This window comes from Herbiconiux dendrobii (assembly GCF_052048175.1).
GTDB lineage: Bacteria > Actinomycetota > Actinomycetes > Actinomycetales > Microbacteriaceae > Herbiconiux.
The window spans coordinates 47,609-70,193 of record NZ_JBLZQV010000007.1; the positions used below are offsets into that span (position 1 = coordinate 47,609).

Below are 22,585 nucleotides of genomic sequence, written 5' to 3' on the forward strand. Positions count from 1 at the left end.
TATCCTCGATCATCGTGACCCAACTCCCCGCCTTCGAACCGGCCCCCGGAACGAGCGCGGCCGGTCACCTCTCGCCGAGCTTCCCGGCCCGGGCCCCGTGGGGCACCGCCGGCCGGCTGCGGGCCTGGCAGGAGGAGGCCCTCACCGCCTACTTCGAGAAGGAGCCGCGTGACTTCCTCGCGGCCGCCACCCCCGGCGCCGGCAAGACTACCTTCGCCCTGCGCCTCGCCTCCGAGCTGCTGCACCGGCGCACCGTCGACCGCGTGATCGTGGTGGCGCCCACCGAGCACCTCAAGCGTCAGTGGGCGGATGCCGCCGACCGCGCGGGCATCAAGCTCAACCCGGGCTTCCGCAACAGCGAGTCGCGCTTCGGCCGGCACTTCCACGGTGTCGCCCTCACCTACGCCCAGGTCGCCGCCCGCCCCGAACTGCACCGCGAGCTCACACAGGGCGCGCAGACGCTGGTCATCCTCGACGAGGTGCACCACGGCGGCGACGCGCTCAGCTGGGGCGACGCCGTGCGCGAGGCCTTCGAGCCGGCCACCCGCCGGCTCTCGCTCACGGGCACGCCGTTCCGCTCCGACACCTCGCCCATCCCGTTCGTGGAGTACGCGCCGGATGAGCACGGCATCCGGGTCTCCCGCAGCGACTACAGCTACGGCTACGGCCGTGCCCTGAAAGACGGCGTCGTGCGCCCCGTCATCTTCATGGTCTACGCCGGCCACATGCGCTGGCGCACCAAGACCGGCGACGAGATGGAGGCCCGGCTCGGCGAGGGCAACACCAAAGACATCACCTCGCAGGCCTGGCGCACGGCGCTCGACCCGGCGGGCGAATGGATCCCGCAGGTTCTGGGAGCTGCCGACAAGCGGCTCTCCGAGGTGCGGCAGGCGATTCCGGATGCCGGGGGCCTGGTGATCGCCACCGACCAGACGGTCGCCCGCGCCTACGCGGCCATCCTCGAGCAGATCTCCGGCGAGTCGGTCACGGTGGTGCTCTCCGACGAGAAGGAGGCCTCCGACCGGATCGACCAGTTCTCGAACTCGTCCAAGCGGTGGATGGTGGCCGTGCGGATGGTGTCGGAGGGCGTCGACGTGCCGCGGCTCGCCGTGGGCGTGTACGCCACGAGCGCCTCGACGCCGCTGTTCTTCGCCCAGGCGATCGGCCGGTTCGTGCGCGCGAGGCGGCGAGGCGAGACGGCATCCGTCTTCCTTCCGAACGTGCCCTCGCTGATGGCGCTGGCCGAGAAGCTCGAACTCGAACGCGACCACGCGCTCGACAAGCGCGACGACGGCTCGAACCCCGAGGGAGACTTCTACAACCCCGAAGACGCCATGGTGGCGGCGGCCAACAAGGAGGACCGCGCCTCGGAGGGCCTGCTCGAGGAGTTCTCCTTCGTGGCGATCGGCTCGGAGGCCACCTTCGACCGGGTCGTCTACGACGGCGGCGAGTTCGGCTTCGAAGCCTTGGTCGGCAGCGAGGAGGAGCTCGACTTCCTCGGTCTGCCGGGCCTGCTCGAGCCCGAGCAGGTGCGCGACCTCCTGCAGCATCGGCAGGCCCGCCAGCAGAAGCACGCCTCCACGGTGAAGAAGCCGGGGCCGCTCGACGCCACGGGCCCCGGCGAGGTGCCCGCGCCCCTCTACCGCACCCTCAAGGAGCAGCGCACCCTGCTGAACAGCCTCGTCGGCATCTGGTCGAAGACCTCGAACGAGCCGCACGGCCTCATCCATGCCGAGCTGCGCCGCATCTGCGGCGGTCCCGCGGTGGCGCAGGCCAGCGTCACCCAGCTGCAGGCGCGCATCGTCACCGTGCGCAAGTGGATGGGGGCCGCACAGCATTGAGCGGCTCGAATCGTTCCCCGGCCGCGTCGGTGCAGGCCGTGCTCACCAGCGGACGCCACCACCGCTACGTCTCGGCGGAGACGATCTACGGGCTCATCCTGTTCCTGGCCGTGCTGGCGGCCGACGACGGCAGCAAGACCGACCTGCAGCTGCTGGTCGAGGGCATCGGCGCGGCGATCGTGGTGTGGTTCGCCCACGTGGTCGCCCTCACGATCGCGCGCCAAGGACGCCAGCGGGAGGGAGTGGTGTCGTTCCGGGCGTCGCTCGGCGACGCCGTGGCGCACTCCGCCGGCATCCTCATCGGGCCCACGCCGGCGCTGATCGTCTTGACGCTCGGTGCGTGCGACATCCTCGACGGCGACCTGGCCTACTGGCTGGCGCTGGCGGTCGGCATCGCCGGTCTGGGGCTGCTCGGCCTCGTCGCCTTCGCCGAGCAGCACGCCCGCTGGTACGTCTGCGTCGGGGGCGCCGTGCTCGCGGCGCTGGCGGGTTTCGTGGCCATCACGCTGAAGGCGATCTTCGGATGAGCCGGCTGCGCACGATCCGCACCGCGCTCTATCTCGCCGGGATCGCGGCGTTCCTGGGCGCTCTCGTCACCTTCCTCGTTCCCGGGCCCGAGCTGGAGCCGCTCGGCACCGCCCTGGTCCTCGCCGCCTGGCCCCTGTTGCTGTGCGCCGCGATCCTCTCGGTCGTCGTGCGCGTGCGTTCGGCGGACGAGGCGGGCACCGGGGCCGGCTCGGACTGACGCCGTCGCGACACCGGCCCCCACCGAAAGGGGGGTGTGGTGCAGCGGGACTGCGTCCACGCCCCGTGCCAGCATGTGGGGATGAGCACTGAGACCGCCACGGCCGCCGGCACACCGCAGAAGAAGGAGCGCACCTTCTTCGGGCAGCCGTTCTCGCTGGTGCACGTCTTCGGGGTCGAGATGTGGGAGCGGTTCTCGTTCTACGGCATGCAGGGCATCCTGCTGCTGTACATGTTCTACTCGGCGGCCGAGGGCGGCCTCGGCATCCCGAAGCCGGTCGCGGTGGGTATCATCGGGGCGTACGGCGGATCGGTGTATCTCGCCACGATCCTGGGGGCGTGGCTCGCCGACCGGCTGCTCGGGGCGGAGCGCACCCTGTTCTTCAGCGCCATCGTCGTGATGGCCGGGCACGTCGCCCTCTCCCTGCTGCCCGGCCTGTTCGGGCTTGGCGCGGGCCTGATCCTGATCGCCCTCGGATCGGGCGGTGTGAAGGCGAACGCCACCAGCGTCGTGGGCACCCTCTACGACGAGAAGGACATCCGCCGCGACGCCGGCTTCTCGATCTTCTACCTGGGCATCAACCTCGGCGCGTTCTTCGGGCCGCTGCTGACCGGTCTGCTGCAGAGCACCGTCGGCTTCCACTGGGGCTTCGGGCTCGCCGCCGTCGGCATGGCGATCGGCCTGACGCAGTACTCCTTCGGTCGTCGCAGCCTGCCCGAGAAGGCCAAGGAGGTGCCGAACCCGCTGCCGCGCTCGCACCGCATCCGGATGGCCCTGATCGGGATGGCCGCGATCGTGCTCGTGGTGGTGCTCGTGCTCGTGGGCGCGCTGAACTCCGACAACCTCGCGGGGGCGGTGGCGCTCGTGACGCTCGCGGCCTCGGTCGCGCTGTTCCTGCTCATCCTGACGAGCAAGAAGCTGCACGGGGTCGAGCGCAGGCGGGTGCTCTCGTTCATCCCGATGTTCGTCACGAGCGTGGCGTTCTGGGCGCTTTACCAGCAGCAGTTCACCGTGGTGACGCTCTATGCCAACGACCGGCTGAACCTGAACCTCTTCGGCTGGGACATGCCGGTGGCCTGGGTGCAGTCGATCAACCCAATCTTCATCATCATCCTGTCCGGCGTGTTCGCCGCCATCTGGACGAAGTGGGGCGCCAGGCAGCCCGCGACCCCCTACAAGTTCGCGGCGGCCGCGATCGTGATGGGCATCGCCTTCCTGCTCTTCATCCCGTTCTCCGGCACGGGGGCGCACGGCACGCCGTTGCTCGCGCTGGTGGGCATCCTGTTCGTGTTCACGATCGCCGAGCTGCTGCTCTCGCCCGTCGGACTCTCGTTGTCGACCAAGCTCGCGCCGCAGGCCTTCCAGACCCAGATGGTGGCGCTGTTCTTCCTCTCGATCGCCCTCGGGACCGCCCTCTCGGGCATCCTCGCCGGCTTCTACAACGAGAACGACGAGGTGCCCTACTTCGGCATCTCGGGGCTCGTGGCCATCCTCGTGGGCGGCGCCCTCATCTCGATCACCCCGTGGGTGCGCAAGCTGATGAGCGGGGTGCGCTGAGCGTGCGACCACGAGGGTGACGAACGGAGCGTGGTCCGGAGCGCTCAACTGAGCTATGCTCAGCCGCGTGACCCAGTCTTTCGTACCACCGCCGCAGCACGGCCCCGAGGTGCAGCGATTCGAAGCGCCGAGGCATTCTCCGGTTCCGGGCTGGCATCGGGTGCGGCGCTGCGCGATCCGCGCGATCGCCTGCTGTGCGGTGTGGCCGCTCGCGCTCGCGGTGGCCCGCCTGGTGTCGGCGGGGGCGCCGGAGGCGAGCGCTCTGGTCGCGGCCACCTCCGCGGTGGCTCTCGTCTCCGTCATCGCGTTCACGGCGTTCGCGGCCGCCAAGGCCGCGCTCTGGTGGCACGGCGAGAGGTGAGGGCGGGCGCCTGGGGCCATCCGTCCGCCGCCGGCGGTGGGATCAGGCGCCGCCGAAGCGCTCCGTGCGCACGGTGAGCGGATCTGCTCCGCCGGCGACCAGCGCGTCGGCCATCAGCTCGACGAAGCGCGTCGGGCCGCAGATGTAGCTCGAGGCGGGCAGCTCCGACGGGGGAGTGCGCGCGGCCCAGGCCTGCACGTCGGCGGCGCTCAGCCGCCCGATCGGCCCGCTCCAGCCCTCGGGAGCAGCCCGGGTGTACCGGATGCTCACCTCGGCTCGGGCCGCCGCCGTGAGCTCGGCCAGCTCGTCCTTGAAGTACACGAACTCCGGGGAGCGCACCGAGTACAGCAGCTGCACCGGCGCCTCGCTGCCCGAGCGCAGGTGCGTTCGCAGGATCGACACCAGCGGGGCGATGCCCGAACCGCCGCCGATCATCCGGATGGGCTCGGCCTGCGTGGGTCGCCAGACGAACCAGCCGCCGAGCGGACCGAGGACTTCGAGCTGGGCGCCGACCACGACGTCGTCGACCAGGTACGGCGAGACCTCACCGTCGGGCATCCGTTCGACGCTGATGGCGGCGAACTCGTCGTCGCCGGCTGAGGAGAGCGAGTACGAGCGGGCGGCCTGGTACCCGTCGGCGGCCGTGAGCCGCACGTCGATGTGCTGACCGGCCAGGTGACCCGTCCAGCGCGGGATGCGCAGCAGCAGCGTGCGTGCCGTCGCCGTCTCGTCGCGGATGCCCACGACCTCGGCGACGACCCACTTCACGCCGGCCACGGCCGCGCCGCGCGTGTCGAGAAGAGCGGCCTAGGAGTCGTAGTAATAGCGCTGTTCCTTCCAGGGGTCACCGTGCGCGTGGTAGCCGTTGACCTCCCAGAACCCGAGTTCCTCGGTGGGGTGCAGGGTCAGGCCGGTCACCCACTTGGCGCTCTTCCAGAAGTACAGGTGGGGAACCAGCAGCCGCACCGGGCCGCCGTGCTCCGGATCCAGCGGCTGGCCGTCGTACTCGAACACGAGCCAGGCCTTGCCGCCGCGCAGCTCGGCGAGCGGCACGTTCGTGGTGTAGCCGCCGTAGGCGTGCTCCATCACGAAGCCGGCCGAGGTCTCGAGCCCCTCGAAGAGCGTGTCCAGCGACACGCCCCGCCACAGCGTGCCGAACTTCGACCAGCGGGTGACGCAGTGGATGTCGGTGTGCACGTCCTCGACGGGGAGCGCCCGGAACTCGTCCCACGTCCACGTGCGCGTCTGTCCGAGCTCGGTGGTGATGGAGAACTTCCACTCGCCCGGATGGATGTTGGGGGTGGGGCCCACCGAGAGAACCGGGAAGTCCTTCGTCTCGTACTGGCCGGGCGGGAGGCGCGGATCGTCGTCGCGGCGCTTGCCGACGAACCCCGGTGTCACGATTCCCATGCTGTTCTCCTCCCGCCCGTCAGACCGGATCAGGCCTTGGGGGCGTCCGACAGGTCGTGGATGAGCGCCTTCTCGTCCTCGGCGCTGAGCGAGGTCTTGATGATCTGCCCGTTGAACGGCGCGAGAGCCGCCGCGAACTTGTCCTCGGTGATCTTGGTCGTGTAGATGACGACGGCCGACTTGCCGGCCGAGACCGCATCCTTCACCTGCGCGCGGAACTCGCTGTTCAGGCCGGTCTTGTCGATGCCGGCGAACAGCGCGCCGATGAGCCCGCCGAACACGAGGCCGAAGAACGGCACGAAGAACAGGATGCCGATGAGCGTGCCGAACAGCGCGCCGCCGGCGGCACCGAGGCCGATGTTGCCCGCTCCGCCCGGGTGATCGACGTGGGTCTTGCCCTCGGCGTCGACCTTCACGAGGGCGAGGCCGGCGAGCTGCACGATCAGGTCGCCCTGGAGCTCCTGCACCTTCTCGTAGGCGCCCTCGGCGTCGGTCTCACTGTCGAAAGCGATGACGATCAAATCGGCCATGTCGGCACGTTCCTTTCACGACGGACGGGACGCGAACCGGTCCCTCCTGCGAGCGTAGGGGATCGGCGTTAACGACAGAAGACCCGGCGTGAGCCGGGCCTTCTCTACTGTCTCAACCAGTAATCGACTCCACCGAAGTGGATTCGTGTCCGAGGGGGGACTTGAACCCCCACGCCCTATACGGGCACTAGCACCTCAAGCTAGCGCGTCTGCCATTTCCGCCACCCGGACTGGATGTCGGCGCCGATCCGTCTGGCGCCAAGGAAAGACAATAGCACGGATGCGGAGTGCGTAATTCCACGTCGTCCCGGTCCGGCTGCCGGTAGCGTTGCAGCATGACGTCAGCAGCGGAGAACGCCGAAATCGACCTCACCACGAGCATCGCGCGTGACCTCATCCGGTTCGACACCTCGAACTACGGGGAGGGCCGCTCGAACGGCGAGACCGAGGCGGCGGAGTACCTCGCGGCGCACCTGGAACGCCTCGGCCTCACCGTGCAGTCGTTCGATTCGGAGCCGCGGCGCACGAGCATCGTCACCCGGGTCCCCGGCCGCGACTCGAGCAAGCCGGCCCTCGTGGTGCACGGCCACACGGACGTGGTGCCCGCGATCGCCGAGGACTGGTCGGTCGATCCCTTCGGCGGCGTCATCAAAGACGGCATGCTCTGGGGCCGCGGTGCGGTGGACATGAAGAACATGGACGCCATGATGATCACCGCTCTCGACCGCATCCTGAGTTCGGGTCAGCAGCCCGAGCGCGACCTCGTGGTGGCCTTCTTCGCCGACGAGGAGGCCGGGGGAGTTCTGGGTTCGCACTACCTCGTGCACGAGCATCCGGAGCTCTTCGCCGGTGCCACCGAGGCCATCAGCGAGGTGGGCGGCTACTCGATCGACCTGGCCGGCAAACGGGCCTACCTCGTGCAGACCGGCGAGAAGGCCCTGATCTGGATGAAGCTGGTGGCGCGCGGTACCGCGGGCCACGGCTCGCAGATCAACCGCGACAACGCCGTCACCCGCCTGGCGCGCGCCGTGGCCGCGATCGGCAGCCGCGAGTGGCCGGTTCACCTCACCGTGACCACCCGGCAGCTGCTCGACCGGGTCGCCGCCATCCTGGGCCAGGATGCGACGCAGCTGAGCCCCGACGAGATCGCGATCTCCACCGGCACCGCCTCGCGCTTCATCTCGGCCACGCTGCGCACCACCACGAACCCCACCGGGCTGACCGCCGGGTACAAGCACAACGTGATCCCGGATCGGGCCGAGGCGATGCTCGACGTGCGGGTGCTGCCGGGTCACGAGGAGGCCGTGCTGGCCGAGATCCGGGAGATCGTCGGCGACGACATCGAGATCGTCATCTCGCATCAGGACATCGGGCTCGAGACGACTTTCGACGGATCTCTGGTCGATGCCATGGTGAGCAGCCTGCAGCGCTTCGACCCGGGTGCCGAGGTGCTGCCCTACCTTCTCTCGGGCGGCACCGACAACAAGGCGCTGAGCCTGCTGGGCATCCGCGGTTTCGGCTTCGCGCCGCTCAAGCTGCCGGCCGAGCTCGACTTCCCGGCGATGTTCCACGGCGTCGACGAGCGCGTGCCGCTTTCCGCGCTAGGGTTTGGCTCAGATGTTCTGACCGAGCTGCTGCTGCGGTACTGATCGCCTCGCGCCGACGCCGCGCACTCTCACCTCACCCACTCCAAAGGGAGACATGGACTTTCTGAACGCCGTCATCCTCGGTTTCGTGCAGGGGCTGACCGAATTCCTGCCGATCTCCTCGAGCGCGCACCTGCGCATCATCGGCGAGCTGCTGCCCGGTGCCAAAGACCCCGGAGCGGCGTTCACCGCCATCACCCAGCTCGGCACCGAGACCGCCGTGGTGGTGTTCTTCTGGCGCGACATCGTGAAGATCGTCAGCCGCTGGGCGAAGTCGCTCGTGGGCAAGGTGCCGCGCAACGATCCGGATGCGCGGATGGGCTGGCTGATCATCATCGGCTCGATCCCGATCATCATCCTGGGCCTGCTGTTCCAGGACGCGATCGAGACCACGTTCCGCTCGCTCTGGATCGTGGCCGCGACGCTGATCGGCTTCGGCATCCTGCTCGGCGTCGCCGACTACGTTGGCGCCAAGCGCCGGCGGCTGAAAGACCTCACCGTGCCGCACGGCATCATCTTCGGATTCGCCCAGGCACTGGCACTGATCCCAGGCGTCTCGCGCTCGGGTGGCACCATCACCGCAGGGCTGTTCATGGGCTACGAGCGGCGCGCCGCGGCCCGCTACTCCTTCCTGCTGGCCATCCCGGCGGTGTTCGGATCGGGGCTCTACCAGGTCTACAAGAGCATCGGCGAGACCGGCGGCGCCTACGGGGCGGGCGAGACCATCGTGGCGACCGTGATCGCGTTCATCGTGGGCCTCGTGGTGATCGCGTTCTTCATGAGCTACATCTCCAAGCGCAGCTTCCTGCCCTTCGTGATCTACCGCATCGCGCTCGGCGGTGTGCTGATCGTGCTGCTGGCCACGAACACCATCGCCGCCTGACTCCGCCTCGCCGGGCCCGCCGCGTGCATCGGCGGCGGTGAAGCGAACTAGGCTTGTGCGGTGCGATCCTGGCCCCGACCCGACATCCCCTCCCTTCCCGGAAGCGGCCGTGCTCCACGGCTGCACGACGACTCCAGCGGGCACTTCCTCGAGTCGGCCGAGGCGGGTGCCGAGGCCACGCTGTACGTGTGCGGCATCACGCCGTACGACGCCACGCACATCGGCCACGCCGCCACCTACCTCGCGTTCGACACGCTGGTGCGCAGCTGGCTCGACGCCGGCCTCGCGGTCACCTACACGCAGAACGTCACCGACGTCGACGACCCGCTGCTCGAGCGCGCCACGGCCACGGGCGTCGACTGGCGGGAGCTGGCCGCGAGCCAGATCGAGCTGTTCCGCACCGACATGGCGGCGCTCGGGGTCGTACCGCCCAGCTCGTACCTCGGTGTGACCGAGACGATCGACGAGATCGCCGCCGCCGTCGCCGCCCTGCGAACGAAGGGCATCGCCTATCCGGTGCCCACTCCGGATGCGGCCGTGCCCGGCGGCGAGGACTGGTACTTCGACATCGCGGCCGCCGAGGCCGCCACCCCGTGGGTGCTCGGCTCGGAGAGCGGCCTGGACCGCGCCACGATGAGCACGCTGTTCGCCGAGCGCGGCGGCGACCCGGGGCGTGCCGGCAAGCGCGACCCGCTGGATCCTCTGCTCTGGCGCGCCGAGCGCGCGGGCGAGCCTTCCTGGGAGTCGGTGATGGGGCGGGGGCGCCCCGGCTGGCACATCGAGTGCGCGGTGATCGCCCGCGACACCCTGGGCGACACGATCTGTGTGCAGGGCGGCGGGGGAGACCTGGTCTTCCCGCACCACGAATTCAGTGCCGCGCACGCGACCGCCCTCACGGGAGAGCGCTTCGCCCGGGTGAACGCGCACGGCGGCCTGGTGGCCTTCGACGGCGAGAAGATGAGCAAGTCGCTCGGCAACCTGGTGCTGGTGTCGCAGTTGCGCGCGGCGGGCGTCGAGCCCGCGGCCATCCGGCTGGCCATCCTGTCGCATCCCTACCGCGACGACTGGGAGTGGCACCGCGGCGACGAGCAGCGCGCCGCCGAACGCCTGGCCGCCTGGCGTGCCGCGATCGCCGATGTCTCGGCGCCCGGCGCGCTGTCGACGGATGACGCATCCGGCTCCGCGCTCGACCTGCCCGACGGGGAGGGAGAGGCCGAGGCACTCGACCTGCTCGAGCAGGTGCGAACCCGTCTGCACGACGACCTCGACACCCCTGGCGCCCTCGACCTCTTCGACGCCTGGTTCGACGCCCCGCACACTCCCGCGGCCACGGCCCTCGCCGCCCGAACCCTCGACGCCCTCCTCGGCATCCGCCTCTAGCCATCGGCGCCCCGCCGACCCGTCACTCAGTCCCGCTATGCGCCCGCCAAAGCGGGACGAAGTGCCGGGTCGACGGGAGGTGCAGAGACTCTCCTTCCCCGACCCGTCAGTGGGTACCGCTTACCGTGCCCGAAAGCGGGACAACGTGACGGGTCGGCGAGGGGGGTGGGGGAGGCGCGGGGAAGCGGGTTAGTCGCGGCGCCAGGGCTCGTCGGGGCCGCCCGAACCGGCCGGGCCGGCGGGGCCGCCCGGGCCCGCAGAACCGCCGGGGCCGCGCTTGCGCAGGTAGCGCTCGAACTCCTGGGCGATCGCGTCGCCCGTGGCCTCGGGGGAGTCGACCGTGTCGCGGGCCTGCTCCAGCTGCTGGATGTAGGCGGCCATGTCGTCGTCGTCGCCGGCCAGGGCGTCGATTCCGGTCTCCCAGGCGGCCGACTCGTCGGCCAGCGCACCGCGCTCGACCGTGATGTCGATCAGCTCCTCGAGCTTCTCGATCAGCGCCAGCGTCGCCTTGGGCGAGGGCGCGTTGTGCACGTAGTGGGGCACGGATGCCCAGATCGCCACGCTCGGGATGCCGGCGGCCTCCGCCGCGTCGGAGAGCACGCTCAGGATGCCCACGGGCCCCTCGTAGGAGCTGCGTTCGAGCTCGTACTCGCTGCGCACGAGCGGGTTCTCGCTCGTGGCGAAGATGGAGATCGGCCGGGTGTGCGGCACGTCCGCCAGCATGGCGCCGAGCAAGACGATGCCGCTGATGTCTTCGGCCAGGGCGGTGGCGATGATGTCGGCGGTGAACTTGCGCCAGTTGCGCGACGGCTCGGATCCGATCAGCAGGTAGAGGGAGGTTCCCGGGCCCTCGATCGTCGAGATCGCGTCGGCGGGGGCATCGCTGTCGGGGCCGTAGACGGTGGCACCCGGCCACACCAGCACGCGCCGGCCCTCCTCGTCGACCTCGACCGTCGGCCGGTTGAACTGGAAGTCGAAGTACTCCTCGGTGTCGACCTCGCTGATCGGCACGACGTCGAGCTGGCCCCGGAGCACCTGCAGCGCGCCGGTCGCGGCTTCGCCCGCATCGTTCCAGCCCTCGAAGGCAACCAGGAGAAGCCGTCCGCTCAGGAATCCGTTGTCTGTCACCGTGAGTGCCTCAACTGCCTTTCAAGACCTCCGCGAGCTGCGGCTGCCGTGCATCAAGGATAGGCGCTCGGCCGACCGGCCGGGCCGGGGGCCGTAGACTTGTCGCCCGTGACCGAAACCTCTCCCGCCGCCGTCCTCTGGGACATGGACGGCACGATCGTCGACACCGAGCCCTACTGGATGCAGGCCGAGGAAGACCTCGTGACCTCGTTCGGAGGCACCTGGACGCACGACGACGCGATGACCCTGATCGGCTCGGGCCTGGACCGCAGCGCCCGCATCCTGCAGGAGTTCGGCGTCGAGATGCCGATCCGCGAGATCATCGAGCACCTCACCAGCCAGGTGATGGACGAGATCACCCGCAAGGTGCCCTGGCGGCCGGGGGCCGTGGAGATGCTCACCGCGCTGCAGCAGGCCGGCGTCCCCCAGGCACTGGTGACGATGTCGATCGACCGGATGGCGCGCCACGTGGCCGGCTTCGGCCCCGAAGGCGTGTTCGGCACCATCGTGTCGGCCGACACGGTCACGCAGAGCAAGCCCCACCCCGAGGCGTACCTCACGGCGGCCGGCATCCTCGGCGTCGACATCACGCAGGCCCTCGCCATCGAGGACTCGCCCACCGGTGTCGCCTCCGCCGTGGCATCCGGAGCCGTGGTGATCGGCGTCGAGCACCTGCTGAACCTCGACGACACCGGGGCCGACCGAGTCTGGCCCACCCTCGGTGGCCGGTCGATCGCCGACCTGAGTGCAGTTTTCGCCGAGGTGCAGGCCGGGCGTGCCTCCCGCACCGCCGAGACCACCACCGGAGCCCGCTCGTGACCGCCGCGTTCAGCGGGCCGTTCCGCGAGGGCGACCGCGTGCAGCTCACCGGCCCCAAGGGCAAGCTCAACAGCATCACGCTCGAGGCCGGCAAGGTCTTCCACACCCACCGCGGGGCGATCGAGCACGACTCGCTGATCGGCCTGCCCGACGGCTCCGTCATCCAGAACTCGGTCGGCGTCGAGCACCTCGCACTCCGCCCGCTGCTCACCGACTTCGTGATGTCGATGCCCCGCGGCGCCGCCATCATCTACCCGAAGGATGCCGCGCAGATACTGGCGCAGGCCGACGTCTTCCCCGGCGCCACCGTCGTGGAGGCGGGAGTCGGATCCGGCGCCCTCTCGCTCTGGCTGCTGCGGGCCATCGGCCCCGAGGGCCGTCTCAGCAGTTTCGAGCGCCGCGAGGAGTTCTCCGACGTCGCCCGCGCGAACGTGGCCGCCTACTTCGGGCACACGCCCGCGTCGTGGACCGTCACGGTCGGCGACCTGGTCGAGGCGCTGCCGGCCGCGCATCCGGAGCACACCGTCGACCGCGTGGTGCTCGACATGCTCGCCCCGTGGGAGTGCGTCGACGTCGTCGCCGACGCCCTCAAGCCCGGCGGCGTGGTGCTCTGCTACGTGGCCACCGTCACCCAGCTCTCCCGCGTGGTCGAAGCCTTCCGCGACTCCGGATGCTTCACCAACCCGGTACCGAGCGAGACGATGGTGCGCGGCTGGCACGTGGAGGGTCTCGCGGTGCGCCCCGACCACCGGATGATCGGTCACACCGGCTTTCTGGTGACCGCCCGCCGCCTCGCCCCCGGAGCCGTGCTGCCCGAGCTGAAGCGCCGTGCCTCGAAGAGCGACTTCAGCGACGAGGACATGGAGGCCTGGACCCCCGGAGCCCTCGGCGAACGCGGCATCAGCGCGAAGAGCCTGCGCAAGCGCGTTCGTGCCGCCACCGCGACCGCCGACGCGGCCCTGGCGCGCGAGGCCCGGGAGGGGGCGGGTGCCGCCCTGCCCGATGCCCCGGATGTCGCCTCCGATACCCCCGCCGAGCAGGTGCATCCCAGCTCCTGAGCGATGAAATAGGATAGTTTCGCTCACCGGGCCGCTGGCTCGCCGAATGCTGCTCGTGATGCCACACAATCTGTGATGCAAGAAAAGAGGATCCGTGCGCAAGTCTCTCGCGCTCACTCTGTCGGCCGGACTGCTGCTCGCCCTTTCGGCGTGCAGCGCCTCGAGCTCGGCGGCCGACTGCTCCTCGGGCATCTCCTCGGGTGACGCCAGCTCGCTCGTGAGCACCACGGGCGACCTCGGTGGCACCACCACCTCGACCTTCCCGTACCCCCTGGTGGCCGACAGCACCGAGGCCTCGGTCGAGATCGCCGGCGACGGCGCCCCCGCGGGGGTCGGCGGCATCGTGAACGCGAGCTACACCCTCTACGACGGCTCGACCGGAGCCTCCGGCGGCGCTCCGAGCGCCGGCCTCATCATCGCCTCCGACAGCCTTCCCGGCGGGCTCGGCGACGTGCTGGCCTGCACCCCGGCCGGCGGACGCGTGTCGATCGTGCTCCCGAACGACGCCGCGACCCAGATCGTGCCCGGCGCTCCCGGCTCGCTCGTGATGGTGATCGACGTGCTCGACGCCTATCCGGCCGCCGCCAAGGGCGCCGCGCAGATCGCCCCCTCCGGTTTCCCGGGCGTGGTGCACGGCGACGACGGCCGCCCCGGCGTCTCGATCGGCACCACCCCCGCCCCCGACGAGGTGAAGAGCGCCGTGCTGATCAAGGGCGACGGCGCCACCGTCGCCGAGGGCGACTCGCTCATCCTCCAGTCCACCGCGGTCTCGTTCGACACCAAGAAGGTCACCAGCAACACCTGGGCCGAGGGCAAGCCCGTCATCTGGCTGATGTCCGACGACGCCACCGCCACCTCCGGCTCCACGCAGCCGGCCGGTATCGTGAGCGAACTGGTGGGCCAGACGGTGGGTTCCGAGGTCATCGTGCTGATTCCCGGCGACACGGATGCGGGCACCGCGGCCACCGCCTACGTGGTCGACATCCTCGGGGTCGTCCCGGCTCAGTAGCCGGGCCCGGCCCAGTAGAATTCTGGGGTGTCCACCGAGAATCGATCATCCGCGCCGGTTCCGGTGGAGGAGCGGCTGTTCAGCCTCGTGCTGGCGCTGCTCGCCACCGAGGCGGGGCTGACGAAGGCCGAGATCCTCTCGACCGTCCAGGGCTACCGTCAGCGCTACGATCCCTCGGGCGAGAACACCACCCTCGAGCGGCAGTTCGAGCGCGACAAAGACGACATCCGTGAGCTCGGCGTGCCGCTGGAGACGATCGACACGCCCGGGGAGCCCGGCAACAACCAGTCGTCGCGGTACCGCATCCCGCGCACCGCGTACGAGCTGCCCGCCGACATCGCCTTCTCGCCCGCCGAGACGGCCCTGCTGAACCTCGCCGCGATGGCCTGGCAGGAGGGCTCGCTCTCCCGCGAGTCGCGGCGTGCCCTGCTCAAGCTGCGCTCGATCGGTGTCGAGACGAGCGATCCGGTGCTCGGCTACGCCCCCCGCATCCGCACCCGGGATGCCGCGTTCGGCCCGCTGTCGGACGCCCTCTCCAAGCGCGTCACGGCATCCTTCTCGTACCTGAAGCCGGGCGATCCGGCGGCGCGCTACCGCACCGTCGAGCCGCTCGCGCTCGTGCAGCACCAGGGCCGCTGGCACCTCAAGGCGGTCGACCAGGCGGTGAAGGAGCAGCGCACCTTCCTGCTCTCGCGCATCACGGGCCCGGTGAAGCTCGGCCGCCAGCCTTTGCCCACCGACACCGGCAGCTACGCGGCATCCGCCCTCGAAGAGCTCGACCGCATCTGGGAGGGCAATGTCGCCGAGATCCGTGTGCGCCCGGGAACGGATGCCGCGGTGCGGCTCTCCCGCCGGCGCGGAGCGAGCGTGGAGCCCGGCGACCGCATCCGGCTGCACTTCACCGACGCCAACCTGCTGGCCGACGAGCTCGCCGGCTTCGGCCCCGAGGTGCGGGTGATCGGTCCCGACACCCTCGTCGACGCCGTCGTAGAGCGCCTGCAGGCCGCCATCGGTCGCCATGCCCGAGCCGTCGGCGCCCCGATCGGGGAGGCCCGCTGATGGCCGCCGAGGCGACGCCGTTCACCTACGCGCAAGACAAGCTGACCTTCTTGCTCGCCCTCGTGCCGTACCTGCTCGACGTCGGGCGGGTGTCGGTGACGGACGCGGCGGCGCACTTCCAGGTGACCGAGAAGCAGATCCGCGATGCCGTGAGTCTGATCGCCGTGTCGGGCGTGCCGGGGGAGACCACCCAGTACCAGCACGGCGACCTCTTCGACATCTCCTGGGATGACTTCGACGAGCGCGACGAGATCGTGATCACGCACAAGGTGGCCCTCGACGACTCACCGCGGTTCTCGGCGCGCGAGGCCGCCGCGCTGATCGCCGGGCTGCAGTACCTGCAGTCGCTGCCCGAGAACGTCGACGGCGGCGTGTACTCCTCCCTCATGGACAAGCTGGCCCGGGGCGCCTCGGAGCGACCCAGTCAGGTGGCCGTCGCCCGCTCGGAGACGACCGGATCGCTCGCCGAGGTGCGCGACGCGGTGGCCCGCGGCCGGCAGCTCGAGTTCGACTACCTCTCCTCCCGCGGCTCGCAGGAGCGCCGGCTGGTCGATCCGCTGCGCATCGACTCCGACGACGAGAACTGGTACCTACGCGCCTGGGACCGCGTGCGAGGGGCCGTGCGCACCTTCCGGCTCGACCGGATGACGGGGCTGCGTGTCACCGAGGAGGCCGTCGACGCGCACGGCGAGCTGCCGATCGGCGACAGCCTCTTCCAGGGCGGCGACGACGACCTCGTCGTGACGCTGGAGCTGGACGCGACCGCCCTGTCGCTGCTCGGCGAGTTCGTGGCCAGCGTCGATCCGCGGCGGCTCGATGCCGGTCCGGATGCTCCCGCCGGCTCGTCCGGACGCGTGCGCGTGCGCATCCGGGTCGCTCATCTGCACGGCCTCAAGCGCCTGGTCACCTCCCTCTCCTGGACGGTCACGGTGATCGAGCCCGCCGAGGCGCGCGCGGCGGTCGTGGAGTGGGCCGAGGAGGCCCTGGCCCGGTACCGCGAGCCGTTCGACGACGGGCTCGACGACGGCCCGGATGTCGGCCCCGTTGCCGACGGCGCCGCCGCCGGGCGCGAACTCGAATAGGCTGACGGCATGGCGTGGTGGGCATGGCTGATCATCTGGACGGTTCTCGTCCTGGGTCTGCTCGCGACCCTCGCAGGCCTCGGCTACCGCCTCTACCGCAAGTTCCGCGGGGCGCTCGACGCCCTGGGTGAACTGACGGACCAGGTGGCACGTCTGAGCGACGTCGTGGAGGAACTCGCCCCCGAACCCACCGAGCGGGCCATTACGCTGGGGTATGCCGAGGTCGCCCGGCGCCGGGAAGATCACAACCGGCTGCGGGATGACTTGCGGCAGGCGCGCAGGGAGGCCCGGCTGGCTCGGGGTAAACTGCTCGTCAATCCTTCAATCGTTCCGACCCTAAGGAAGTAGACCAATGCTCGGAAACCTCAACGGGTGGCACCTGGTCATCATCCTCGTCGTCATCCTCCTGCTGTTCGGGGCGACCCGGCTGCCGGCTCTGTCGAAGAGCCTCGGTCAGTCGATGCGCATCTTCCGTAGTGAGACGAAGGCCATGAAAGAGGAGAACGGCGAGACGCCGGTCACCCCCGCGGCCCCGGTCGCCACCGAGACCGCTCCGCCCGCCGCCGCTCCGGTGCCGCCGGCTGCCGCCGCTCCTGCTCCGCCGGCCGCTGCACCCGTTCCCCCGGCTGCCACGGCACCGGCTCCGGCGCCCGCTCCGGAGAGCAGCACCTCCGAGTACCCGAAGCCGTAGGCTCCGTGGCCGTCAAGTCTTCGCGGCAGCGCAACCGCGACGGCCGGATGTCGCTGGGCTCGCACCTGGTCGAGCTCCGCAAGCGGTTGTTCATCGCCGCCCTCGCGATCGTCGTGGGCATGGTCGTCGGGTTCATCCTGTCCGACTGGGTGCTGGTGGCGCTGACCCAGCCGATCGCCGACATCGCGGCGCAGCAGGGTCGCGTGGCGAGCCTCAACTTCACCGATGTCTCCTCGGCCTTCGATCTGCGCATCCAGATCGCCTTCACCGTCGGTGTGGTGCTCTCCGCGCCGGTCTGGCTCTACCAGATCTTCGCCTTCGTGATGCCGGGACTCAAGCGCAAGGAGAAGCGTTTCGCGATCGGTTTCGTGCTGGCCGCTGTGCCTCTCTTCTTCGCGGGCACCGTCGCCGGCTGGTTCGTGCTGCCGCACATGGTCGTGCTGCTCACCGGCTTCGCTCCTGAGGGCACCACGGCTCTGCTCACCGCGCGTGCCTACTACGACTTCGTGCTGAAGCTCGTGCTGGCGATCGGCATCGCCTTCGTGCTGCCGGTGTTCCTGGTCATCCTGAACTTCGCCGGCGTGCTGAGCGCGGTCACGATCCTGAAGTCGTGGCGGATCGCCATCCTGGCCATCACGCTGTTCACCGCCATCGCCACGCCGGCGGCGGATGTGATGTCGATGTTCCTGCTCGCGATCCCGATGCTGCTGCTGTACTTCGGTGCCGCCGGCATCGCGTTCCTTCATGATCGTCGCAAGAAGAAGCAGCTGTCGAACCTCGACATCGAGCTGGCCGTCTGATGGCGAAGGCCGCGGATCCGGCCGAGCTGCTGAGTCCTTCCGAGCGGTTCGCCGCCAGCCGCAAGCGGGCCGGGCATCCGCAGGTCGAGATCTTCCGGGCCGGCATCGGCTTCGACCTCGATCCCTTCCAGATCGAGGCGGCCGGAGCCCTCGAAGACGGGCGCAGCGTGCTCGTCGCCGCCCCCACCGGTGCCGGCAAGACGGTCGTGGCCGAGTTCGCGGTGCACCTGGCCATGCAGTCGGTGCGCGACAAGGTGTTCTACACGGCGCCGATGAAGGCGCTGTCGAACCAGAAGTTCAACGAGTTCGTGGCCGAGTACGGGCCCGACGAGGTGGGCCTGCTCACCGGTGACACCAACATCAACGCGGATGCGCGGATCGTGGTGATGACCACCGAGGTCTTGCGCAACATGCTCTACGCCGACTCGAACCTGCTGAAGAACCTGCGGTTCGTGGTGATGGACGAGGTGCACTACCTGGCCGACCGCTTCCGCGGCGCGGTCTGGGAAGAGGTGATCATCCACCTCCCGCAGTCGGTGAAGCTGGTGTCGCTCTCGGCCACCGTGTCGAACGCCGAGGAGTTCGGCGACTGGCTGCAGGCCGTGCGCGGCGACACCGAGGTGATCGTGTCGGAGGAACGGCCCGTTCCGCTCGACCAGCACGCGCTCGTGAAGACCAAGCTGCTCGACCTGTTCGACTCCACCGGCCGGGCGGCCACGAACCGGGTGAATCCCGAGCTCGCGCAGCTCGTGCGCGGCGGTGCCTCACTGGCCGCCGACCGCGGGGGCCGGGGGCGCGGCGGGCACAACCGCAACGGGCGCGGAGGCGGCCGAGGCGGCTACGGCAACCAGAACGGCAACCCGCACAACCGGGGCGGGTTCGAGCGGATGGACCGCCCCGAAGTGGTGCGACTGCTCGACGAGCACCGGCTGCTGCCGGCCATCTTCTTCGTGTTCAGCCGGATCGGCTGCGACCAGGCCGTGAAGCAGGTGCTGCGCGCCGGCGTGCGGCTCACGACCACGGAGGAGCGCGACGAGATCCGCAAGATCGTCGACGAGCGCTGCCGCACGCTCCGCGACGAAGACCTCGCCGTGCTCGGCTACTGGGAGTGGACCGAGGGTCTGCAGCGCGGCGTCGCCGCCCACCACGCCGGCATGCTGCCCGCCTTCAAGGAGGTGGTGGAGGAGCTCTACCAGAAGAAGCTCGTCAAGGTCGTCTTCGCCACCGAGACGCTCGCGCTCGGCATCAACATGCCGGCCCGCACCGTGGTGCTCGAGAAGCTCGAGAAGTTCAACGGCGAGGCCCGCGTGCCCATCACGGCGGGGGAGTACACCCAGCTCACCGGCCGCGCGGGTCGTCGCGGCATCGATGTGGAGGGCCACTCGGTCATCCAGTGGCGCGATGGGCTCGACCCGCAAGAGGTCGCCTCGCTCGCCTCGCGGCGCACCTACCCGCTCAACTCGAGCTTCCGGCCCACCTACAACATGGCCGTGAACCTGATCGACCAGTTCGGCCGGCCGCGCACCCGCGAGATCCTGGAGTCGTCGTTCGCGCAGTTCCAGGCCGACCGCGCCGTGGTCGACCTCGCCCGCAAGGTGCGGCAGCAGGAGGAGTCGCTGGCCGGCTTCGACAAGGCGATGACCTGCCACCTCGGCGACTTCCGCGAGTACGCGAAGATCCGCCGCGAGCTCACCGACCTCGAGCGCTCCAGCGCCGGCAAAGGCGACTCGCACCGCCCACACGCCGATCGGGAGAAGCGGCAGCGGCACATCGCGTCGCTGCGCAAACAGCTGCGCGCGCATCCGGTGCACGGCTGCAAAGACCGTGAGGCGCATGCCCGCTGGGCCGAGCGCTACTTCACCCTGAAGAAGGAGACGGATCGGCTGACCCAGCAGATCCAGACGCGTACGAACGTCATCGCCAAGGTCTTCGACCGGGTGACGGATGTTCTGCTCGGTCTCGACTACCTCACCACCGACGAGCACGGGCAGACCGTGATCACCGCTCAGGGGCACACCCTGAAGCGCATCTATGGCGAACGCGACCTCCTCGTGGCCGAGTGCATCCGGCGGGGCGTGTGGAAAGACCTCGACCCGGCGGCCCTCGCCGCGATCGCCTGCGCCCTGGTGTACCAGCCGCGGCGCGACGAGAGCGAGAACGCCGAGCGCTACCTGCCGCGCGGTGCGTTCCGCGAGGCGCTGGACAAGACGCAGACGCTGTGGGCGACGATCGACGACATCGAGCGCGACCACAAGCTGCCGGGCAGCGACCCGGTGGCCATCGGCCTCTGCACGGCCATGCACAAGTGGGCGCGCGGCGCCACGCTCGACGAGGTGCTGGGCGAGGCCGACATGGCCGCCGGCGACTTCGTGCGCTGGGCGAAGCAGACCATCGACCTGCTCGATCAGCTGCAGGGAACCCCGGATGCGCGGCTCGCCACGAGCGCCCGTTCGGCGATCGACGCGGTGCGCCGCGGCATCGTCGCCTACTCCTCGGTGGCGTGACGCCGTGAGCACTGCTGTCTCCCGCACCCCGGTGACGTCGGCGCCGGTCCGCCCGGCCGATGCCGCCCTCCGGCGCGATCCGCCTGCTCTCGAAGCGCCCGGCTTCACCAGGCCGGTCATGCCGCTCTGGCTCGCCCTCCTCGGCGCGGTCGGCGCCGGCATCGCCCTCGACGCCGGATTCCCCGACAAGGGCTGGTGGCCGCTCACCCTGGTGGGGGTGGCCATCGTTCTCGCCGCGCTGATCGGCCGGCGCTGGGGGAGTGCCCTGCTGATCGGCTTCGTCGCCGGGGTCAGCTTCTGGGGCGTACACATCTTCTGGCTCACGCTCTACCTCGGGCCGGTGCCGTGGCTCGGCCTCGCGATCTTCGAGGGGGGCTATTTCGCGCTCGGCTCGGTGCTGATCGCGCTGGTGTACCGGCGGGCGGAGGCGGCGTGGCCCTCGCGCGCGCTGCGTCTGACGGTCCTGCCGCTGATCGTGTCGGGGCTCTGGGTGCTGCGCGAGGGAGTCAACTCCGTCGCGCCGTACGGCGGCTTCTCCTGGGGCCGCGTGGCGATGTCGCAGTCCGAGAGCCCCTACACCGGTCTGATCGCCTGGGTCGGGATGGCCGGGCTGAGCTTCGTGCTGGTGTGGCTGGTGGCCTTCCTGCTCCAGCTGGTGCGCGAGCACGGCCTGCGGTCGTCGACGCGGATGCTCGCAGCCGGAGTGGCGATCGCCGCCACGCTGGCCGTTCCCGCCTGGCCGGCCGCCACATCCGGAACCACCCGGATCGGTGCCGTGCAGGGCAACTCGAACGCCGGCCTGTTCGCCGTGCACGAGCGCGGCGACATCCTGAGCGACCACGTCTCGGCCTCCGCGGGACTGATCGGACAGGACATGGACGTGGTGGTCTGGCCCGAGAACGCCTCCGACATCGATCCGACGCAGTTCACCGTGGCGGCGCGAACCCTCGACGCCGTGAGCGCCGAGCTGGGCGACGTTCCGCTGGTGGTCGGCACGATCCAGGCGCGGGGAGACAAGGTCTACAACACCTCGCTGCTGTGGCAGAACGGCGCCGTCGCCGATTTCTACGACAAGCGGCATCCGGTACCGTTCGCCGAATGGATGCCCAATCGTGAGTTCTTCCGCTCTCTGGCGCCCGACCTCGTCGACCTGGTCACCCGCGACTACGAGTTCGGCGACACCGACCTCACGTTCGACATCAACGGGCTGATCGCCGGCATCTCGATCTGCTTCGACATCACGGATGACGCGGTGATGCGCGCCATGGCCTCCGAGGGTGCCCAGGTGGTGCTGGCCCAGACGAACAACGCCGACTTCGGTCAGACCGACGAGAACCTGCAGCAGCTCGCGATCGCCCGCCTGCGTGCCGTGGAGTTCGGCAAGAGCGTGGTGAACATCTCGACCGTGGGGCACAGCGAGATCATCGCCCCCGACGGCAGCACCATCGCGAGCATCCCGGCCTACGAGGCGGGGTCGATGGTGGCGGACGTGCCGCTGGCGACCGCGGCGACCCCCGCATCCGTGGCCGGGTTCCAGCTCGAGTGGCTGTTCGCCGGGTTCGGGATCATCGGCCTGCTGGTCGCGCTGACCGCAGGCGCCGGCGCCAGCGCCCGCACGAAGAAAAGGCCGCGCCGACCCTGACGGGCGGCACGGCCTTCGTGTGATGCCGATCGGCGGCTAGGCGCCGATCTTCTGAGTGCCTCGACGGGCGCGCAGGAACTGCAGGCGCTCTTCGAGCAGCTCTTCGAGCTCGGCGCGCGTGCGGCGCTCGAGCAGCATGTCCCAGTGACTCCGCGGAGTCTTCGCGTCGGCGTGATCGATGGTCATGGGCTCGGAGCCCACCATCAGAACCGCCTCGTGGGAGCAGTACTTGCACTCCCAGGTCTCGGGGGCTTCGGCTTCGGCCGAGAACACCATGTCGGTGTCGCGGCCGCAGGTGGCACAGCGATACGTGTAGCTGGATCGGGGCGAAAATACGACGCCCTCTTCGCTCTGCAGGCTTTGTGCGCCCAGACGCATTCCGCGCAAACTGCGATCTGCCATTGTGTGGTCTCCTCTCGCGTTGCTTCGAACTTTATAAA

At 69.9% G+C, this 22,585-nt stretch carries 23 protein-coding genes and 1 tRNA gene; 18 read left to right on the forward strand and 6 right to left on the reverse strand.

From position 1 onward, the window contains the following. Positions 1-14 precede the first annotated feature (14 nt). From ACN4JJ_RS18150 to ACN4JJ_RS18170, 5 genes are all read left to right on the forward strand, one after another. Positions 15-1,841 carry a DEAD/DEAH box helicase gene (locus ACN4JJ_RS18150; RefSeq protein ID WP_440711302.1) on the forward strand — a complete coding sequence of 609 codons (1,827 nt, stop codon included), beginning with the start codon at positions 15-17 and terminating at the stop codon, positions 1,839-1,841. Further along, positions 1,838-2,368: a hypothetical protein gene (locus tag ACN4JJ_RS18155; RefSeq protein WP_440711303.1), complete on the forward strand. Its 531-nt coding sequence runs from the start codon at positions 1,838-1,840 to the stop codon at positions 2,366-2,368. The genes ACN4JJ_RS18150 and ACN4JJ_RS18155 overlap by 4 nt, the downstream gene beginning before the upstream one ends. Beyond that, positions 2,365-2,586, forward strand: coding sequence for a hypothetical protein (locus ACN4JJ_RS18160; RefSeq protein WP_440711304.1), 222 nt, complete (start codon positions 2,365-2,367; stop codon positions 2,584-2,586). The genes ACN4JJ_RS18155 and ACN4JJ_RS18160 overlap by 4 nt, the downstream gene beginning before the upstream one ends. Positions 2,587-2,667: 81 nt before the next feature. Next, a complete protein-coding gene (locus ACN4JJ_RS18165) occupies positions 2,668-4,143 on the forward strand; it encodes a peptide MFS transporter (protein ID WP_440711305.1) in 1,476 nt (491 codons plus the stop codon). A 67-nt stretch (positions 4,144-4,210) separates the two neighbouring features. Next, entirely contained in the window at positions 4,211-4,504 is a 294-nt protein-coding gene (locus ACN4JJ_RS18170; RefSeq protein ID WP_440711306.1) for a hypothetical protein, read from the forward strand. 42 nt (positions 4,505-4,546) lie between these two features. Here the strand turns inward: ACN4JJ_RS18170 and ACN4JJ_RS18175 are convergent, their stop codons facing one another. From ACN4JJ_RS18175 to ACN4JJ_RS18190, 4 genes are all read right to left on the reverse strand, one after another. Further along, positions 4,547-5,281 (reverse strand): FAD-binding oxidoreductase, encoded by a 735-nt coding sequence (locus ACN4JJ_RS18175; RefSeq protein WP_440711307.1) that lies wholly within the window; start codon positions 5,279-5,281, stop codon positions 4,547-4,549. Between the two features lie 30 nt (positions 5,282-5,311). After that, entirely contained in the window at positions 5,312-5,914 is a 603-nt protein-coding gene (locus ACN4JJ_RS18180) for a molybdopterin-dependent oxidoreductase (RefSeq protein WP_440711308.1), read from the reverse strand. 29 nt (positions 5,915-5,943) lie between these two features. Continuing rightward, positions 5,944-6,444, reverse strand: coding sequence for a DUF1269 domain-containing protein (locus ACN4JJ_RS18185; RefSeq protein WP_440711309.1), 501 nt, complete (start codon positions 6,442-6,444; stop codon positions 5,944-5,946). 146 nt (positions 6,445-6,590) lie between these two features. Then, a tRNA-Leu gene (locus tag ACN4JJ_RS18190) sits at positions 6,591-6,675 on the reverse strand. A 104-nt stretch (positions 6,676-6,779) separates the two neighbouring features. Between ACN4JJ_RS18190 and ACN4JJ_RS18195 the strand changes: the two genes are divergently transcribed. The 3 genes from ACN4JJ_RS18195 to mshC are packed head-to-tail and all read left to right on the forward strand — an operon-like array spanning position 6,780 to position 10,353. Next, positions 6,780-8,093, forward strand: coding sequence for a M20/M25/M40 family metallo-hydrolase (locus ACN4JJ_RS18195; RefSeq protein ID WP_440711310.1), 1,314 nt, complete (start codon positions 6,780-6,782; stop codon positions 8,091-8,093). Between the two features lie 52 nt (positions 8,094-8,145). Then, a complete protein-coding gene (locus ACN4JJ_RS18200; protein WP_440711311.1) occupies positions 8,146-8,973 on the forward strand; it encodes an undecaprenyl-diphosphate phosphatase in 828 nt (275 codons plus the stop codon). 60 nt (positions 8,974-9,033) lie between these two features. Further along, on the forward strand, positions 9,034-10,353 hold the full coding sequence (mshC, locus tag ACN4JJ_RS18205) for a cysteine--1-D-myo-inosityl 2-amino-2-deoxy-alpha-D-glucopyranoside ligase (RefSeq protein ID WP_440711312.1): 1,320 nt from the start codon (positions 9,034-9,036) through the stop codon (positions 10,351-10,353). A 189-nt stretch (positions 10,354-10,542) separates the two neighbouring features. Here the strand turns inward: mshC and ACN4JJ_RS18210 are convergent, their stop codons facing one another. After that, positions 10,543-11,481, reverse strand: a complete 939-nt coding sequence (locus ACN4JJ_RS18210; RefSeq protein ID WP_440711313.1) for a PAC2 family protein — start codon at positions 11,479-11,481, stop codon at positions 10,543-10,545. Between the two features lie 108 nt (positions 11,482-11,589). Between ACN4JJ_RS18210 and ACN4JJ_RS18215 the strand changes: the two genes are divergently transcribed. The 10 genes from ACN4JJ_RS18215 to lnt all read left to right on the forward strand — a co-directional run bounded on the left by ACN4JJ_RS18215 (position 11,590) and on the right by lnt (position 22,145). Continuing rightward, positions 11,590-12,300 carry an HAD family hydrolase gene (locus tag ACN4JJ_RS18215; RefSeq protein WP_440711314.1) on the forward strand — a complete coding sequence of 237 codons (711 nt, stop codon included), beginning with the start codon at positions 11,590-11,592 and terminating at the stop codon, positions 12,298-12,300. Further along, positions 12,297-13,358 (forward strand): tRNA (adenine-N1)-methyltransferase, encoded by a 1,062-nt coding sequence (locus ACN4JJ_RS18220; protein ID WP_440711315.1) that lies wholly within the window; start codon positions 12,297-12,299, stop codon positions 13,356-13,358. Before ACN4JJ_RS18215 ends, ACN4JJ_RS18220 begins: the two co-directional genes overlap by 4 nt. A 94-nt stretch (positions 13,359-13,452) precedes the next feature. Then, the gene (locus ACN4JJ_RS18225) at positions 13,453-14,367 is read left to right on the forward strand and encodes a hypothetical protein (protein ID WP_440711316.1); all 915 of its coding nucleotides are present in this window, start codon (positions 13,453-13,455) and stop codon (positions 14,365-14,367) included. A gap of 27 nt (positions 14,368-14,394) precedes the next feature. After that, complete coding sequence (locus ACN4JJ_RS18230; RefSeq protein WP_440711317.1) at positions 14,395-15,426, forward strand: helix-turn-helix transcriptional regulator; 1,032 nt, start codon at positions 14,395-14,397, stop codon at positions 15,424-15,426. After that, positions 15,426-16,508 carry a helix-turn-helix transcriptional regulator gene (locus ACN4JJ_RS18235; RefSeq protein ID WP_440711318.1) on the forward strand — a complete coding sequence of 361 codons (1,083 nt, stop codon included), beginning with the start codon at positions 15,426-15,428 and terminating at the stop codon, positions 16,506-16,508. The genes ACN4JJ_RS18230 and ACN4JJ_RS18235 overlap by 1 nt, the downstream gene beginning before the upstream one ends. A gap of 9 nt (positions 16,509-16,517) precedes the next feature. After that, complete coding sequence (locus tag ACN4JJ_RS18240; protein ID WP_440711319.1) at positions 16,518-16,856, forward strand: hypothetical protein; 339 nt, start codon at positions 16,518-16,520, stop codon at positions 16,854-16,856. A 4-nt stretch (positions 16,857-16,860) separates the two neighbouring features. Then, positions 16,861-17,199, forward strand: coding sequence for a Sec-independent protein translocase subunit TatA (gene tatA, locus ACN4JJ_RS18245; protein ID WP_440711320.1), 339 nt, complete (start codon positions 16,861-16,863; stop codon positions 17,197-17,199). 47 nt (positions 17,200-17,246) lie between these two features. Next, entirely contained in the window at positions 17,247-17,999 is a 753-nt protein-coding gene (gene tatC, locus ACN4JJ_RS18250; protein ID WP_440711410.1) for a twin-arginine translocase subunit TatC, read from the forward strand. Further along, entirely contained in the window at positions 17,999-20,503 is a 2,505-nt protein-coding gene (locus ACN4JJ_RS18255) for a DEAD/DEAH box helicase (protein WP_440711321.1), read from the forward strand. The genes tatC and ACN4JJ_RS18255 overlap by 1 nt, the downstream gene beginning before the upstream one ends. Positions 20,504-20,507: 4 nt before the next feature. Continuing rightward, positions 20,508-22,145, forward strand: coding sequence for an apolipoprotein N-acyltransferase (gene lnt / locus ACN4JJ_RS18260; RefSeq protein WP_440711322.1), 1,638 nt, complete (start codon positions 20,508-20,510; stop codon positions 22,143-22,145). 36 nt (positions 22,146-22,181) lie between these two features. On the opposite strand, the gene ACN4JJ_RS18265 is transcribed toward lnt, so the two are convergent. After that, entirely contained in the window at positions 22,182-22,547 is a 366-nt protein-coding gene (locus ACN4JJ_RS18265) for an RNA polymerase-binding protein RbpA (protein ID WP_291054175.1), read from the reverse strand. Positions 22,548-22,585 lie beyond the last annotated feature (38 nt).

Excerpts from the sequence above, each read along its gene's own strand:
- ACN4JJ_RS18160 (WP_440711304.1), top strand. The coding sequence starts at position 2,365 with ATGAGCCGGCTGCGCACGATCCGCACCGCGCTCTATCTCGCCGGGATC.
- ACN4JJ_RS18165 (WP_440711305.1), top strand. The coding sequence starts at position 2,668 with ATGAGCACTGAGACCGCCACGGCCGCCGGCACACCGCAGAAGAAGGAG.
- ACN4JJ_RS18180 (WP_440711308.1), bottom strand. The coding sequence starts at position 5,914 with ATGGGAATCGTGACACCGGGGTTCGTCGGCAAGCGCCGCGACGACGAT.
- ACN4JJ_RS18185 (WP_440711309.1), bottom strand. The coding sequence starts at position 6,444 with ATGGCCGATTTGATCGTCATCGCTTTCGACAGTGAGACCGACGCCGAG.
- ACN4JJ_RS18195 (WP_440711310.1), top strand. The coding sequence starts at position 6,780 with ATGACGTCAGCAGCGGAGAACGCCGAAATCGACCTCACCACGAGCATC.
- ACN4JJ_RS18200 (WP_440711311.1), top strand. The coding sequence starts at position 8,146 with ATGGACTTTCTGAACGCCGTCATCCTCGGTTTCGTGCAGGGGCTGACC.
- ACN4JJ_RS18235 (WP_440711318.1), top strand. The coding sequence starts at position 15,426 with ATGGCCGCCGAGGCGACGCCGTTCACCTACGCGCAAGACAAGCTGACC.
- ACN4JJ_RS18240 (WP_440711319.1), top strand. The coding sequence starts at position 16,518 with ATGGCGTGGTGGGCATGGCTGATCATCTGGACGGTTCTCGTCCTGGGT.
- tatA (WP_440711320.1), top strand. The coding sequence starts at position 16,861 with ATGCTCGGAAACCTCAACGGGTGGCACCTGGTCATCATCCTCGTCGTC.
- tatC (WP_440711410.1), top strand. The coding sequence starts at position 17,247 with ATGTCGCTGGGCTCGCACCTGGTCGAGCTCCGCAAGCGGTTGTTCATC.
- ACN4JJ_RS18255 (WP_440711321.1), top strand. The coding sequence starts at position 17,999 with ATGGCGAAGGCCGCGGATCCGGCCGAGCTGCTGAGTCCTTCCGAGCGG.
- ACN4JJ_RS18265 (WP_291054175.1), bottom strand. The coding sequence starts at position 22,547 with ATGGCAGATCGCAGTTTGCGCGGAATGCGTCTGGGCGCACAAAGCCTG.